13 protein-coding genes are annotated in these 13,341 nt (G+C 72.4%); 9 read left to right on the forward strand and 4 right to left on the reverse strand.

The genetic code is table 11. From position 1 onward, the window contains the following. Positions 1 to 1,656: a DUF5719 family protein gene (locus tag ACFYS8_RS26080; protein WP_387644932.1), complete on the forward strand. Its 1,656-nt coding sequence runs from the start codon at positions 1 to 3 to the stop codon at positions 1,654 to 1,656. Between the two features lie 35 nt (positions 1,657 to 1,691). Here ACFYS8_RS26080 and ACFYS8_RS26085 read toward each other — a convergent pair whose 3' ends face one another. Next, entirely contained in the window at positions 1,692 to 2,138 is a 447-nt protein-coding gene (locus tag ACFYS8_RS26085) for a metallopeptidase family protein (RefSeq protein WP_387644934.1), read from the reverse strand. Between the two features lie 130 nt (positions 2,139 to 2,268). Between ACFYS8_RS26085 and ACFYS8_RS26090 the strand changes: the two genes are divergently transcribed. The 6 genes from ACFYS8_RS26090 to ahcY all read left to right on the forward strand — a co-directional run bounded on the left by ACFYS8_RS26090 (position 2,269) and on the right by ahcY (position 8,331). Further along, entirely contained in the window at positions 2,269 to 2,631 is a 363-nt protein-coding gene (locus ACFYS8_RS26090; RefSeq protein ID WP_387644937.1) for a DUF3499 domain-containing protein, read from the forward strand. 119 nt (positions 2,632 to 2,750) lie between these two features. Then, positions 2,751 to 4,139: a phosphomannomutase/phosphoglucomutase gene (locus tag ACFYS8_RS26095; RefSeq protein WP_387645026.1), complete on the forward strand. Its 1,389-nt coding sequence runs from the start codon at positions 2,751 to 2,753 to the stop codon at positions 4,137 to 4,139. 124 nt (positions 4,140 to 4,263) lie between these two features. Next, on the forward strand, positions 4,264 to 4,446 hold the full coding sequence (locus tag ACFYS8_RS26100; RefSeq protein WP_100590227.1) for a Trm112 family protein: 183 nt from the start codon (positions 4,264 to 4,266) through the stop codon (positions 4,444 to 4,446). Between the two features lie 33 nt (positions 4,447 to 4,479). Then, complete coding sequence (locus ACFYS8_RS26105) at positions 4,480 to 5,646, forward strand: SIS domain-containing protein (RefSeq protein ID WP_387644940.1); 1,167 nt, start codon at positions 4,480 to 4,482, stop codon at positions 5,644 to 5,646. Positions 5,647 to 5,713: 67 nt separating this feature from the next. Continuing rightward, on the forward strand, positions 5,714 to 6,688 hold the full coding sequence (locus ACFYS8_RS26110) for a cation diffusion facilitator family transporter (protein ID WP_387644943.1): 975 nt from the start codon (positions 5,714 to 5,716) through the stop codon (positions 6,686 to 6,688). A gap of 194 nt (positions 6,689 to 6,882) precedes the next feature. Next, a complete protein-coding gene (ahcY, locus tag ACFYS8_RS26115) occupies positions 6,883 to 8,331 on the forward strand; it encodes an adenosylhomocysteinase (RefSeq protein WP_387644945.1) in 1,449 nt (482 codons plus the stop codon). 69 nt (positions 8,332 to 8,400) lie between these two features. On the opposite strand, the gene ACFYS8_RS26120 is transcribed toward ahcY, so the two are convergent. Together ACFYS8_RS26120 and ACFYS8_RS26125 are read right to left on the reverse strand one after the other, a co-directional pair. Then, on the reverse strand, positions 8,401 to 9,411 hold the full coding sequence (locus ACFYS8_RS26120; protein WP_387644947.1) for a hypothetical protein: 1,011 nt from the start codon (positions 9,409 to 9,411) through the stop codon (positions 8,401 to 8,403). Continuing rightward, positions 9,408 to 9,920: a SigE family RNA polymerase sigma factor gene (locus ACFYS8_RS26125; protein ID WP_387644950.1), complete on the reverse strand. Its 513-nt coding sequence runs from the start codon at positions 9,918 to 9,920 to the stop codon at positions 9,408 to 9,410. Before ACFYS8_RS26125 ends, ACFYS8_RS26120 begins: the two co-directional genes overlap by 4 nt. A gap of 108 nt (positions 9,921 to 10,028) precedes the next feature. Between ACFYS8_RS26125 and ACFYS8_RS26130 the strand changes: the two genes are divergently transcribed. Further along, positions 10,029 to 10,646, forward strand: a complete 618-nt coding sequence (locus tag ACFYS8_RS26130) for a hypothetical protein (protein WP_387644952.1) — start codon at positions 10,029 to 10,031, stop codon at positions 10,644 to 10,646. A gap of 9 nt (positions 10,647 to 10,655) precedes the next feature. Here ACFYS8_RS26130 and ACFYS8_RS26135 read toward each other — a convergent pair whose 3' ends face one another. Beyond that, complete coding sequence (locus ACFYS8_RS26135) at positions 10,656 to 11,705, reverse strand: RDD family protein (RefSeq protein ID WP_387644954.1); 1,050 nt, start codon at positions 11,703 to 11,705, stop codon at positions 10,656 to 10,658. A gap of 239 nt (positions 11,706 to 11,944) precedes the next feature. Between ACFYS8_RS26135 and ACFYS8_RS26140 the strand changes: the two genes are divergently transcribed. Further along, positions 11,945 to 12,949 (forward strand): stage II sporulation protein M, encoded by a 1,005-nt coding sequence (locus ACFYS8_RS26140; RefSeq protein WP_387644956.1) that lies wholly within the window; start codon positions 11,945 to 11,947, stop codon positions 12,947 to 12,949. Positions 12,950 to 13,341: the final 392 nt, after the last annotated feature.

Raw genomic sequence — 13,341 nt, forward strand, 5'->3', positions numbered from 1 at the left:
ATGAAGAAGCCCACCCTGAAGGCCCCCAAGCTGAAGGCGCCCGACCTGAGCGCGGTCAAGGGCGGCAGCCGCACCGGCCAGTCACTGCTGGCCGGGGTCGCCGTGCTCGGCCTGGTGTTCGGCATCGCCGAACTGCGCGCCCCCGTCGCCCAGTCCAGCGGCGAGGCCGGCCAGCGCACCACCGCGCAGGTCGAACGCACCTCGCTGGTGTGCCCGATGCCGATGCAGGGCGCGGTCGGCTCGACCAGCCTGACCCTGTTCAGCCCCGAGGGCGGCACCGGCAGCGCGGGCACCGGCGTGCTCGGCGACGTCAGGCCCGAGAACGTGCTGGCCGCGCAGAACCCCGTCCGGCCCGCCGCCGGCCCCTCCGGCGACCCGTCCGGCCAGCCCTCGGGCCAGCCGTCCGACGCGCCGTCCGGTGGCCCCGCCAAGCAGGCCGGGGCGGCGTTCGACGCCCGGGTGACGCTCGCCAAGCCCGGCGTCCCGGTCAGCGGTCCGGCCGCCAACAACGACAACGCCCCCGGCGCCTTCGCGATCGCCACCGGCAACCTCGCCCCCGGCTTCACCGTCAGCCAGACCACCACCTCCGAGCAGGGCGCCACCGCGCTGTCCGGCGTCCGCTGCGCGCCCTCCGGCACCAGCTTCTGGTTCTCGGGCGCCAGCACCGTCTCCGACCGGTACGACTACATCACCCTGGTCAACGCCGACAGCCTGCCCGCCGTGGTCGACCTGCGCATGTACGGCGACAAGGGCCTGATCGACAACGAGCTGGCCACCGGCATCGCGGTCGCCCCCGGCACCTCGCAGTCGCTCGCGCTCAACGGGTACACCAAGGGCGCGGTCACCGACCTCGCCGTGCACGTGGTCGCCCGCAGCGGCCGGATCGGCGCGGGCCTGCACGCCCGCGACGGCAACAAGGGCGCCGACTGGCTGGAGCCGTCCGCCGACCCCGCGACCAGCGTCACCATCCCCGGCATCCCCGCGGACGTCACCACCGCCCACCTGGTGGTGGCCACCGACTCCTCGGACGACGCCGACCTGAAGGTCCAGCTGTCCGGCAAGAACGGCTGGTACACGCCCGTCAACAAGGAGAGCATCCACGTCAAGGCCGGTATGACCGCCGTCCTGGACTTCCAGTTCACCCAGGAGACCCGGGACGGCGTCAGCGCGCTCCGGCTCACCCCGTCCGACCCCAAGCGCGCCACCGCCCCCGTGGTGGCCGGACTACGGGTCGACCGGGAGAACAAGGGCAAGACCGAGGCCACCTGGCTGGCCGGCGGCGCCCCCGTCGGCCCCCGGGCCTCGATCGCCGACAACCGCGGCGGGCAGACCACCCTGATGCTGACCGCCGTCGACTCCGACGCGAAGGTCCGGGTCTCCTCCTCGGCCGGCGCCAGCGGCGGCACCCCCGTGACCAAGGAGGTGTCGGTTCCGGCGGGCACCACCGTCGCCGTGGACGGCATCGAACCGGCCGGCCTGAACGGGCCCTTCGCGATCACCGTGGAGACCCTGAGCGGCGGCCCGGTGATGGCGGCCCGTCAGCTGGCCACCAACGTCAAGGACATCCCCACCTTCACCACCCAGCAGCTGCGCGACGACCACGCCACCGTCCAGGTGCCGCAGGTCGCGGGCGACCCCGGCGTGGTGCTCAAGTAGCGCGCCGCGGCGAGGAGCAGCGGGCCCCCGGCCGGCTACTCCTCGCCGTACCGCGGGTCGATCGCGTCCGGCGACAGGCCCAGCAGCTCCGCGACCTGCTCGATCAGGATCTCGTGGACCAGCGCGGCCCGGTCCTCCTTCGACTTGGCGCGGATCTCCACCGGCCGCCGGTAGACCAGGATCCGGCTGCGCCGTCCCGCCCGCCCGGGAATCACCCGGCCGAGCGGCACCATGTCCGGCTCCGGCTCGCCCTTGACGGGCAGCGGCACCTCCAGGACGGCGAACTCCACGTCCTCCAACTGCGGCCAGCGCCGCAGCAGGCGCTCCATCGACTCCCGGACGTAGTCGTCGAAGAGCTCGGAGCGGGTCAGCGAAATGGGCACCTGCGGCGGGGCCAGTGGCCCGCGCAGGCCACGGCCGTGCCGGTCGCGGTGCCTGCGGCGACCGGAACCGGGCGGGGACGGGGGTGTTGAGCTGTCCATAGCAGTGTCGAGGGTAGTCCCTGGATGCCCGGAAGTGGACCACTCGAGCACGGCGCGTGACGGCACCGGGACACGCGAGCCGGGGGCGGGTCTTCGCGGCCCGGTCCCACTTGCGGTACCGTCCACCCTCGTGAGCTCTGTACGTCGTTGTTCGCGGACCGCGTGCGGCCGTCCGGCCGTGGCGACGCTGACGTACGTCTACGCGGACTCCACCGCGGTGCTCGGCCCGCTCGCGACGTACGCCGAACCCCACTGCTACGACCTGTGCGCCGAACATGCCGAGCGCCTGACCGCCCCGCGCGGCTGGGAGGTCGTGAGGCTGGCCGCCGAGACCAGCCCGCTGCGGCGCAGCAGCGACGACCTGGAAGCGCTGGCCAACGCGGTGCGCGAGGCCGCCCGCCCGCAGGAGCGGACGTCCCGTCAGAGCCCGCCGCCGGACGGCGAGTCCGGCCGCCGGGGCCACCTGCGGGTGCTGCGTTCCCCGGACAACTGACCGGCCCCGCACCGGCCTGACACCTGAGGTTCCCCGGAGCCGGGTACGCTGCCCATCTGCGGCTCGGACGGCGCGTCCGGTATGCGCGCAGCACATCGCAGCACACACACGGGAGCATTCTGGTGCGGGACCTCAAGCAGCTTGTGAAGGCGTACGACGTCCGGGGCGTCGTGCCGGACCAGTGGGACGAGTCGCTGGCGTACGCGTTCGGTGCGGCCTTCGTCGAGGTGATCGGCGGCAACGCCGTCGTGGTCGGCCACGACATGCGCCCGTCCTCGCCGTCGCTGTCCCGCGCGTTCGCCGAGGGCGCTGCCTCGCGCGGCGCCGACGTGGTCGAGATCGGCCTGTGCTCGACCGACCAGCTGTACTACGCCAGCGGCAGCCTGGACCTGCCCGGCGCGATGTTCACCGCCTCGCACAACCCCGCCCAGTACAACGGCATCAAGCTGTGCCGGGCCGGCGCCGCCCCGGTCGGCCAGGACACCGGCCTGGCCGACATCCGCGAACTGGTCGAGTCCTGGCTCGACGAGGACGGCAAGGTCCACGTCCCGGCCTCCGACGCCGTCACCGGCACGCTGTCCGCCAAGGAGACCCTGGACGGCTACGCCGCGCACCTGCTCAAGCTGGTCGACCTGACCGCGATCCGCCCGCTGAAGGTCGCCGTCGACGCCGGCAACGGCATGGGCGGCCACACCGTGCCCACCGTGTTCGACGGCCTGCCGCTGGACGTCGTCCCGATGTACTTCGAGCTGGACGGCACCTTCCCCAACCACGAGGCCAACCCGCTGGACCCGGCCAACCTGGTCGACCTGCAGGCCAAGGTCCGCGAGGTCGGCGCCGACATCGGCCTGGCCTTCGACGGCGACGCCGACCGCTGCTTCGTGATCGACGAGAACGGCGACCCGGTCTCCCCGTCCGCGATCACCGCCCTGGTCGCCGAGCGCGAGATCGCCCGCGCCCAGGCCGCCGGCGAGGCCAACCCGACGATCATCCACAACCTGATCACCTCCTGGACCGTCCCCGAGGTGGTCCGCGACCTCGGCGGCGTCCCGGTCCGCACCCGGGTCGGCCACTCCTTCATCAAGCAGGAGATGGCCGTCACCGACGCGGTGTTCGGTGGCGAGCACTCCGCGCACTACTACTTCCGCGACTTCTGGCGCGCCGACACCGGCATGCTGGCCGCGCTGCACGTGCTGGCCGCCCTCGGCGGGCAGCAGGCGCCGCTGTCCGCGCTGACCGCGCGGTACAACCGGTACGCGGCTTCCGGCGAGATCAACTCCACCGTCGCCGACCAGGCCGCCGCCACCGAGCAGGTCCGCGCCGCCTACGCCGGCCAGGACGGCGTCACCGTCGACGAGCTGGACGGCCTCACCGTGGCCGGCCCGGACTGGTGGTTCAACCTGCGCGCCTCCAACACCGAGCCGCTGCTGCGCCTGAACGCCGAGGCCAAGGACCCGGCGAAGATGGAAGAGCTGCGGGACGGCGTGCTGGCCATCGTGCGGGCCTGACCGCACGGTCAGCCAGCCGCTGACTTTTCGGGTGCCCCGGCCGGTAGGGTTGCCACCGGCCGGGGTACTGCTGTGTCACCGGCCATCCGTACCGCGACACCCACAGATCCGGAGCCCGACCACCATGAGCCTGCCGTCCTTCCTGCTGGAGATCCTGGTCTGCCCGGAGTGCCGCGCGCCGCTCGCCGAGGAGACCGAGGGCGAGACCCACGAGCTGCGCTGCACCGGTGAGGCCTGCGGCCTGGTGTACCCGGTCCGCGACGGCATCCCGGTCCTGCTGGTGGACGAGGCCCGCCGCCCGTCCTGACCCTGCCCCGCCAGTCGCTGGAGGCCAGCCGCCATGTTCGACGACTCCCTGCTGGACAACCCGGCCGCCCTGCAGCGTGCCGACCGCCGACGTGAACTGCTGTCCCTGGCCGGGGCGGGCGCCCGGATCCGGGTCGCGCTGCGCCGCGCCGACGCGGCCGGCGTGAACGGGCTGAACCCCGAGGGCCGCCCGCGCGCGGTGCTGGTCGCCGGGCACGGCGGGGTGCTGACCGCCGCCGCGGTGCTGGCCGCGCTGGCGGTGCCCAGCTGCCAGGTCTGGCCGCTGCCGCCCGCCGATGCCCGCCCCGCCGGGCCCGCCTTCACCGACGGCGAGTCCTGGCAACTGCCCGGCTGGGCAGGCCCGTTGGATCTGGTGGTGCTGGCCAGCGCCGGCGGCCGCGAAGGCGGCATGATCAACCTCGCCGAGCAGGCGTACACCCGCGGCTGCGCGATCGCGGTGATCGCCCCCGACGGCTCGGAGCTCGCCGAGGCGGCCCTCCAGGTGCGCGGCCTGCCGCTGCCGTTCGAACCGAGCGCGGTGGAACCCGACGGCGCCGACGCCGAACCCGACCTGCCCGCCGAGGACCCGGCCGCGCTGTGGGCGGTGCTCGCCCCGCTGCTCACCCTCGCCGACCGGATCGGCGTCGCCCCGCTCGTCCCCGGCTCGCTGGAGGCCGCCGCCGACCGCCTGGACGAGGTGGCGGTGCGCTGCCGCCCCGACGCCCAGGCGTACGACAACCCGGCCAAGACGCTGGCCGGTCAACTCGCCGAGACCGTCCCGCTGCTGTGGTCCGACGGGGCCCCGGCCGCCGCCGCGGGGGAGCGGTTCGCCGCCGCCCTCGCCGACCGGGCCGGCCTGCCCGCGCTGACCGCCCGCCTCCCGCAGGCGCTGACCGCGCACCGCGGCATGTTCAACGGCCGCCTCGGAGCCGGCGCGGACCCCGACGACTTCTTCCGCGACCGGGTCGACGAGCCGGTGCCGCTCCAGCTCCAGGTGCTGATGCTCCGCCACACCCCGGGCGTCGCCGAACTCGAGGAGCCGACCTGGCCGGTGGCCCGCGCCCGCCGACTGGCGGCCGCCCACGAGGTGCGGATCACCGAGCACACCTCCAGCCTGGAGGACCCGCTGCAGGCACTGGCCGAGCTGATCGGCCTGACCGATTTCGCGGCCGTGTACCTGGGCCTGGCCACCCGGAACTGACACGGTATCGTCCCTTCGTCAACCAAGGCCCGGCAAAGTTCGGGCCCTTGCGGAGGGAAGTACCGGGTTGAGTACCGAAGGCGGGACCAAGGCACTGGTCGCGGCACTGTCCGCGAACATCGGAATCGCGGTCAGCAAGTTCGTGGCGTTCGCATTCTCCGGCTCCTCCTCGATGCTCGCCGAGGGCGTGCACTCGCTGGCCGACTCCGGCAACCAGGTGCTGCTGCTGGTCGGCGGCAAGCGCTCCAAGCGGGCCGCCACCGAGGAACACCCCTTCGGGTACGGCCGCGAGCGGTACGTCTACGGGTTCCTGGTCTCCATCGTGCTGTTCAGCCTCGGCGGCATGTTCGCCATCTACGAGGGCTACGAGAAGATCGCCCACCCGCACGAGCTGGAGAACTGGTACTGGCCGGTCGGCGTGCTGGTGTTCGCCATCCTGCTGGAGGGCTGGTCCTTCCTCACCGCGTTCCGCGAGGCGTCCAAGGCCAAGGGCAAGCACGGCTGGGCGTCCTACATCCGCCGCGCCAAGGCCCCCGAGCTGCCCGTGGTGCTGCTGGAGGACAGCGGCGCGCTGGTCGGCCTGCTGCTGGCGCTGCTCGGCGTCGGCCTGACCGTCATCACCGGGGACGCGGTGTGGGACGGCATCGGCACCCTGTGCATCGGCCTGCTGCTGGTGGCCATCGCGCTGGTGCTGGCGCTGGAGACCAAGTCGCTGCTGATCGGCGAGTCCGCCGAGGCCGAGGTGGCGGCGCAGATCCGCGAGGCGCTGGTCGACCACGACACCGTCACCGGCGTGATCCACATGCGCACGCTGCACGTCGGCCCCGAGGAACTGCTGGTCGCCGCGAAGATCGCCGTCAATGCGGAGGACAGCGCCGCCGTGGTCGCCGAGGCCATCGACCGGGCCGAGGTCCGGGTCCGCAAGGCGGTGCCGATCGCCCGCGCCATCTACCTGGAGCCCGACATCTGGTCCGAGGAGAAGGCGCTGGCCGGACCGGACGCCGAGGCGACGCCGGGTGGTCCCGGCCCGAACGCCCACTGAGCCGCGTCCAATCGGTGTAGATTCGTCGGAGTGCCAAACGTCGCTGCTGATGGCGGTCGAGCGGAGCTCCGCTCCGGTCGAAGGAGAGAGGTCCTCCGACGGATTGTGCCGCAGCAGAGGGATGCCACCGCGCCCCTCTGCCGCTCAGCACACCCGTAACCAGGCCCATCCAGCTCATCCAGCGAGGAGTTCGCATGTCCACCCAGCCCACCGGCGACTACAAGGTCGCCGATCTCTCCCTGGCTTCGTTCGGTCGCAAGGAGATCCAGCTCGCCGAGCACGAGATGCCCGGCCTGATGTCGATCCGCGCCGAGTACGCCGAGTCCCAGCCGCTGGCCGGCGCCCGGATCACCGGCTCGCTGCACATGACCGTGCAGACCGCCGTGCTGATCGAGACCCTCACCGCCCTGGGCGCCGAGGTCCGCTGGTGCTCCTGCAACATCTTCTCCACCCAGGACCACGCCGCCGCCGCCATCGCGGTCGGCCCGAACGGCACCCCCGAGGACCCGCAGGGCGTCCCGGTCTTCGCCTGGAAGGGCGAGACCCTGGAGGAGTACTGGTGGTGCACCGAGCAGGCGCTGACCTGGCCGAACGGCCAGACCCCGAACATGATCCTGGACGACGGCGGTGACGCCACCCTGCTGATCCACAAGGGCGTCGAGTTCGAGAAGGCCGGCGCCGCGCCGTCGCCCGACACCGCGGACAACGACGAGTTCCGGATCATCCTGGAGCTGCTCAACCGCACCCTGGTCGAGACCCCGCAGAAGTGGACCGAGGTCGCCGCCACCATCAAGGGCGTCACCGAGGAGACCACCACCGGCGTCCACCGCCTGTACGAGATGCACCGCGACGGCAAGCTGCTGTTCCCGGCCATCAACGTCAACGACTCGGTCACCAAGTCGAAGTTCGACAACAAGTACGGCTGCCGCCACTCGCTCATCGACGGCATCAACCGCGCCACCGACGTGCTGATCGGCGGCAAGGTCGCGGTCGTCTGCGGCTACGGCGACGTCGGCAAGGGCTGCGCCGAGTCGCTCCGCGGCCAGGGCGCGCGCGTCATCGTCACCGAGATCGACCCGATCTGCGCCCTGCAGGCCGCGATGGACGGCTACCAGGTCGCCACGCTCGAGGACGTCGTCGAGATCGCCGACATCTTCGTCACCACGACCGGCAACAAGGACATCATCATGGCCTCGCACATGGCCCGGATGAAGCACCAGGCCATCGTCGGCAACATCGGCCACTTCGACAACGAGATCGACATGGCCGGCCTCGCCAAGCTCCCCGGCGTGGTGAAGACCGAGATCAAGCCGCAGGTGCACGAGTGGCGCAAGGAGGACGGCAAGACCATCATCGTCCTCTCCGAGGGCCGCCTGCTGAACCTCGGCAACGCGACCGGTCACCCGTCCTTCGTGATGTCCAACTCCTTCGCGAACCAGACCATCGCGCAGATCGAGCTGTTCGCCAAGACCGAGCAGTACCCGGTCGGCGTCTACGTCCTGCCGAAGCACCTGGACGAGAAGGTCGCCCGCCTCCACCTCGACGCCCTCGGCGTCAAGCTCACCACCCTCACCCAGGAGCAGGCCGACTACATCGGCGTCCCGGTCGAGGGCCCCTACAAGGCGGAGCAGTACCGCTACTGACGTCCCGCCGTCACGCCGGTGCCCGGCACCCCCACCGCGGGGGTGCCGGGCACCGGCGCGTTCGCAGGCCTAGGGCAGCACGTCCACCGACCACTCGCGGTCGTCCGCGCCGCGCGGCACCACCCGGGTCAGCCAGACCTGCAGCTTGCTCTGCTCGTCCGACGCCGGATGCAACTCGTCCACGCACCAGCGCATGCCCTTGCCGGACGTGCAGAGCCCGGTGTCCCGCAGCGGCAGCCTGGCCTCCCCGGGGCCCTCCGGCACCGCCGACACCGTGACGGCGTGGCCGCCCCGCTCCAGCAGGCCCACCTGGGCCGTCCACAGGTCCGAACCGCCCACCGTGCGCCGCAGCGACGCCTGGGTCACCACCGCCTCCGCCGGCAGCGAGGAGAACGCGACCGGCATCGGCGGCGTGTACTTCCCCATCACCACCCCCGTCGCGACCCGCAGTGCCAGCTGCTGCCGGTCCGCCTCCGCCAGACCCGTGCTGTCCAGCTGGAACCAGCGCCCGTCCGGGCCGCGGAACCGCAACAGGTTCAGCGTCCTTGCGAACCCCGGGTCGCTCGACGTCATCCAGTACGCCTCCTGCCCGTTCACCGGCGGCGCGTCCACCCGCACCCCGTCGCCCGGGCCCAGCAGCGGGTCCACCAGCGGGGTCACCCCCACCGGGAACGCGGTCAGCGTGAAGTGCGGCCCGGCGCCCGTGGCCACCACCTCCACCCCGGCCGAGCTCGACCGGAACTCCACCTCCGTCACCTCGGCCGGCAGCCAGCCGAACCGGGCCGGCACCGTCAACACCGTGTGGCCGGGCACCGGCGCCGGCCACCCGGCACCCCGATCCGTCGGCCGGGCGGACGGATCCCACCCGTCCCCGTTCCCACCCAGCAGCGTGAACGACCCCGCCGCCAGCACCGCCGCAGCGGCAGCCGCCGCCACCACCGACCAGGACCGCCGCCGCAGCACCGCCCGGCCCCGCCGCACCGCCAGCGCCGGATCCACCCGCGACGGCGGGGCCGACACCTCCTCCGCGGCCACGAAGCGCGCCATCCGCACGGACAGCTCTTCCCCGTCCCCGGTCATGCCTCCGACCTCCCCGCCGGACGAAGCCGCACCGAACGCCGCAGCGCCCGCAACGCCCGCGAACTCTGGCTCTTCACATTGCCGCTCGAACACCCCAGCTCCTCCGCCGTCTGCTCGACCGTCAGATCGCAGTAGTAGCGGAGCACCACGGTGGCCCGCTGGCGCGGCGGCAACGCTGCCAACGCCTCCCGCAGGTCCAGCGACACCGCCAGATCCGCCTCCACCGGCGCCGGCCCCTCCGGCGGCCGCGCCGCCGGCCTGGTCCGCCGCCACCACGCGGTGCGCTGCTCCGCCAGGAACGCGTTCACCAGCACCGTCCGGGCATAGCCGTCCGGATTCTCCGCCCGGCTCACCCGCCCCCAGTGCAGATACAGCTTGGTGATCGACTCCTGCACCAGGTCGTCCGCACGATGCCAGTCCGCGCACAGCAGATACGCGACACTCCGCAACCAGACCGCCCTGGAGGTCACGAACGCGGTGAACTCCTCGTCCCGCGCCAGCTCCGCCATCTCCGGAGCCCCTCCTCCCAGTGGACCGACGGCACAACCGCGCCGCCGACCCCCTGATGCGGCCCGCCCCCGCAAAGGTTGCACGCCGGATTACGTAGGCTTCCCCCCATGCCGAACGGCCGCTACACCCTCCACGACCCGCACGACGGAACCCCGCTCGGCGAGGAACGCTTCCAGTGCGCCCCCGGCCCGGCCGGCTGGCGCTACGTCGCCAAGAGCTACCGTCCCGACGGCACCGTCCTCGGCACCACCGACCTCACCCTGGACGCCCGCCACCGCCCGATCCGCGTCGAACTCCGCAGCGGCGGCTGGCAGGTGCGCGGCGGCGCACTCGACGGCGTGCACTGGGTCCGGGCCGCCGCCGACCCCGCCACCTCCGACGCCGTCGAGGGCGAGGACCGGGCCCACGCCTTCACCGGCGACTCGCCGGCGTTCCTGATCGCCACCGCACGGCTGCTCGACCTCGACCCCGGCAGCAGCGCCCGGATCCGCCTGGTCTCCTTCACCGGTCAGGCCCTCGCCCCCCGCACCCTCGACCAGAGCTGGCAGCTGCTCACCGTCGAGGACCACCCCACCGACACCGGACCGCTCCCCGTCGAGCACTACCGGGTCACCGACCTCGAAACCGGCGAACTCCGCGACGTCCACCTCACCGGGGACGTGCTGCTCGCCGCCCCCGGCATCGACCTCGAAGAACTCGACAGCCCGCCCAACCCCCGCCGCTGACCGCTCCGTTCACGCCGGCGGCGCGAACCCGCCGCCTTCGCCGGCGGGCGGCTGGGAGGGCAGCGGGGGCGCCGCAGGTGCTGCGGCCTTCGCGAGGGGGACGGGCTGTTCGGTGGGGACCGGGGGAGCGGCGGAGGCCGCTGGCTGCGCCTGCTGCGGGACGCCGAGCATCCGCACCGGCTTCCCGTTCGGCTGCTGCGGCGGTCCCACCGGGGCCGGACCGGCCTGCGCCGGCACCGGCATGGCCGTCGGAACCGGCATGGGCACCGGCGCCCCGTACATCGGTGCGCCGTACGCCGCCGGGGCCGCCTTCTCCCACTCGCGGCGCTGGCGTTCCATCGTCACCGCGCCCAGGTACGCCATCGGCGGCAGGCCCTGCGGTACCGACCAGCCGATCCGTCCGGCCAGATCGGCGGCCAGCCGGTCCGCCAGGCCGGTCGCCACCGGCTGGTCCAACTCACGCATCCGGCTGAGCAGTTGGCGGATCGAAAGCCACAGGCTGTCCGGCACGCCGGACAGGTCCAGCGCCACCAGATCGGCCCCCAGCATGTGCATCACCTGCGGCGGCACCGGCGGCACCATCCCGTGGCCGCTGGCGCTCTGCGGCAACCGCTCCCGGATCACCAGCGTCCCCGCGAAGATGTCGCCCAGCCGGCGCCCCTGCTCCGAGAACAGCGACACCACCACGGCCGGCATCGCCATCAGACCGAAGTCGATGACCCCCACCAGCCCGCGCACCAGCGCGTGCCGGAAGCGGATCGGACCACCGTCCGTCCGCACCACCCGCAGCCCCAGCGCCGCCTTCCCCACCGACCGTCCGCGTGACAGCGTCTCCACCATCACCGGCAGCAGCACCGTGAAGAACACCATCAGCGCGATCACGAAGGCGTCCCCCGCCGCCCCCTCCATCGCGGACAGCCCGAAGAGCATCGCGATCCCGCAGAGGAAGTACCCCATCATGTAGACCACTGCGTCCAGCAGCCGGGCCAGGGCCCGTGACGGCAACCTCGCCGCCCGCAGCCCCAGGACGACCGCCTCACCGGTCACCAGCTCGCTCACGCCACCCACCTGTTCCGCTCCCGGGCGCGCCGGACGACCCACGTCGCGCGACCCGCCCCCCTCGATCAACAGCGGCAAACATACGGCTGCCCACCCCCGCCCGGTAACCCCGGGAGCCGCATCCGATATCCCCCGACGCGCCACGCGCCGCCTCTGGCATGCTGAGCCCCGCACCGCCCCGGCCGCACACCAACCAGTGCCCGCCGTCCTGCCCCGCCGCGCACCCGGAGAGAGCCGCAATGGACCTGGACGTCTTCGTCGCCGCCCACCAGGCGGAATGGCACCGGCTGGAGATACTCAGCGGCCGCCGCCGACTCACCGGCGAGGAGTCCGACGAGCTGATCACCCTGTACCAGCGCGCCACCAGCCACCTCGCCCAGGTCCAGGCCGCCGCCCCGCACCCCGGCCTGGAGGGCCGTCTCACCACACTCGTCGTCCGCGGCCGCAACGCCGTCGCCGGCGCCCGCAGCTCCTCCTGGCGCGACGCGGCCCGCTACTTCACCGTCAGCTTCCCCGCCGCGCTGTACCGCTCCCGCCGCTGGTGGCTGACCATCGGCCTGGTCTTCTTCCTGCTCAGCGCCCTGCTCGCCTGGTGGATCGGCACCAGCCCCGAGGTCCGCAACTCCCTGATCCCGCCGGACCAGCTGAACGAGCTCACCAAGCCCGGCGGCGAGTACGAGGCCTACTACACCGACCACCCCTCGGCGAACTTCGCCGCCAAGGTGTGGACCAACAACGCCTGGGTCACCGCCTACTGCCTGATCTGCGCGGTCGTGCTCGGCATCCCGGTCATCCTCATCCTGCTCACCAACATGATCAACCTCGCCGCCGGCCTCGGACTGATGGCCTCCGCCGGCCGCCTCCCGCTCTTCCTCGGCCTGCTCATCCCGCACGGCCTGCTCGAACTCACCGCCGTCTTCGTCGCCGCCGGCCTCAGCCTCCGCCTCGGCTGGACCGTCATCGACCCCGGCCCCCGCACCCGCACCGTGGCCCTCGCCGAGGAAGGCCGCGCCGTCATCGGCTCCGTCATCGGCCTCACCGCCGTCCTCCTGGTCACCGGAATCATCGAAGGCTTTGTCAGCGGCTCCGCCCTCCCCACCTGGCTCCGGGTCGGCATGGGCCTCACCGTCGAAGCCCTCTTCCTCGTCTACGCCCTCGTCCTCGGCAAGCGCGCCGCCGCCGCCGGCGAGCTCGGCGACGTCGAGGCCGCCGACCGCACCGACCACCAGCCGATGGCCGCCTGAGCCACGGCGTGCCTGGTCAGGGGCGCGGTTTTAAACCTGGTAGCCTGTTGATCACCCCGAGGGATCATTGACTTGATCTTTTCGTGTCAGTAGGTTTGAACGGTTGGGCGCGATTGGACTTACAGCCCGCCCGGGCGTAGGGTCTACGACATCGCAGGAACAAGGTGGGCGCCCGAGAGGGTGCAGGACCGGTTCCGGCGAAAAACCCCGAAGCAGAGCAACGCAGAACCTTTGATAAGGTCTGTAGCGAAGTCGAAGGAATTCCCACTTCAGCGGGAATCGAAAATCGGATCGAATGAAACTCCGGAAAACGGAGCGGAAAACATCTGATAAGCTGAGAACACGAAAGAACGAAGCGCCCGGAGGGCCTGCTGGAAGGCAGACCGAAGGAA

Source organism: Kitasatospora sp. NPDC004615, from assembly GCF_042873545.1.
GTDB lineage: Bacteria > Actinomycetota > Actinomycetes > Streptomycetales > Streptomycetaceae > Kitasatospora.

Bases quoted from the DNA above. Each gene is read 5' to 3' on its own strand.
- ACFYS8_RS26080 (WP_387644932.1), top strand. From the start codon at position 1: ATGAAGAAGCCCACCCTGAAGGCCCCCAAGCTGAAGGCGCCCGACCTG.
- ACFYS8_RS26085 (WP_387644934.1), bottom strand. From the start codon at position 2,138: ATGGACAGCTCAACACCCCCGTCCCCGCCCGGTTCCGGTCGCCGCAGG.
- ACFYS8_RS26100 (WP_100590227.1), top strand. From the start codon at position 4,264: ATGAGCCTGCCGTCCTTCCTGCTGGAGATCCTGGTCTGCCCGGAGTGC.
- ACFYS8_RS26105 (WP_387644940.1), top strand. From the start codon at position 4,480: ATGTTCGACGACTCCCTGCTGGACAACCCGGCCGCCCTGCAGCGTGCC.
- ahcY (WP_387644945.1), top strand. From the start codon at position 6,883: ATGTCCACCCAGCCCACCGGCGACTACAAGGTCGCCGATCTCTCCCTG.
- ACFYS8_RS26120 (WP_387644947.1), bottom strand. From the start codon at position 9,411: ATGACCGGGGACGGGGAAGAGCTGTCCGTGCGGATGGCGCGCTTCGTG.
- ACFYS8_RS26125 (WP_387644950.1), bottom strand. From the start codon at position 9,920: ATGGCGGAGCTGGCGCGGGACGAGGAGTTCACCGCGTTCGTGACCTCC.
- ACFYS8_RS26130 (WP_387644952.1), top strand. From the start codon at position 10,029: ATGCCGAACGGCCGCTACACCCTCCACGACCCGCACGACGGAACCCCG.
- ACFYS8_RS26140 (WP_387644956.1), top strand. From the start codon at position 11,945: ATGGACCTGGACGTCTTCGTCGCCGCCCACCAGGCGGAATGGCACCGG.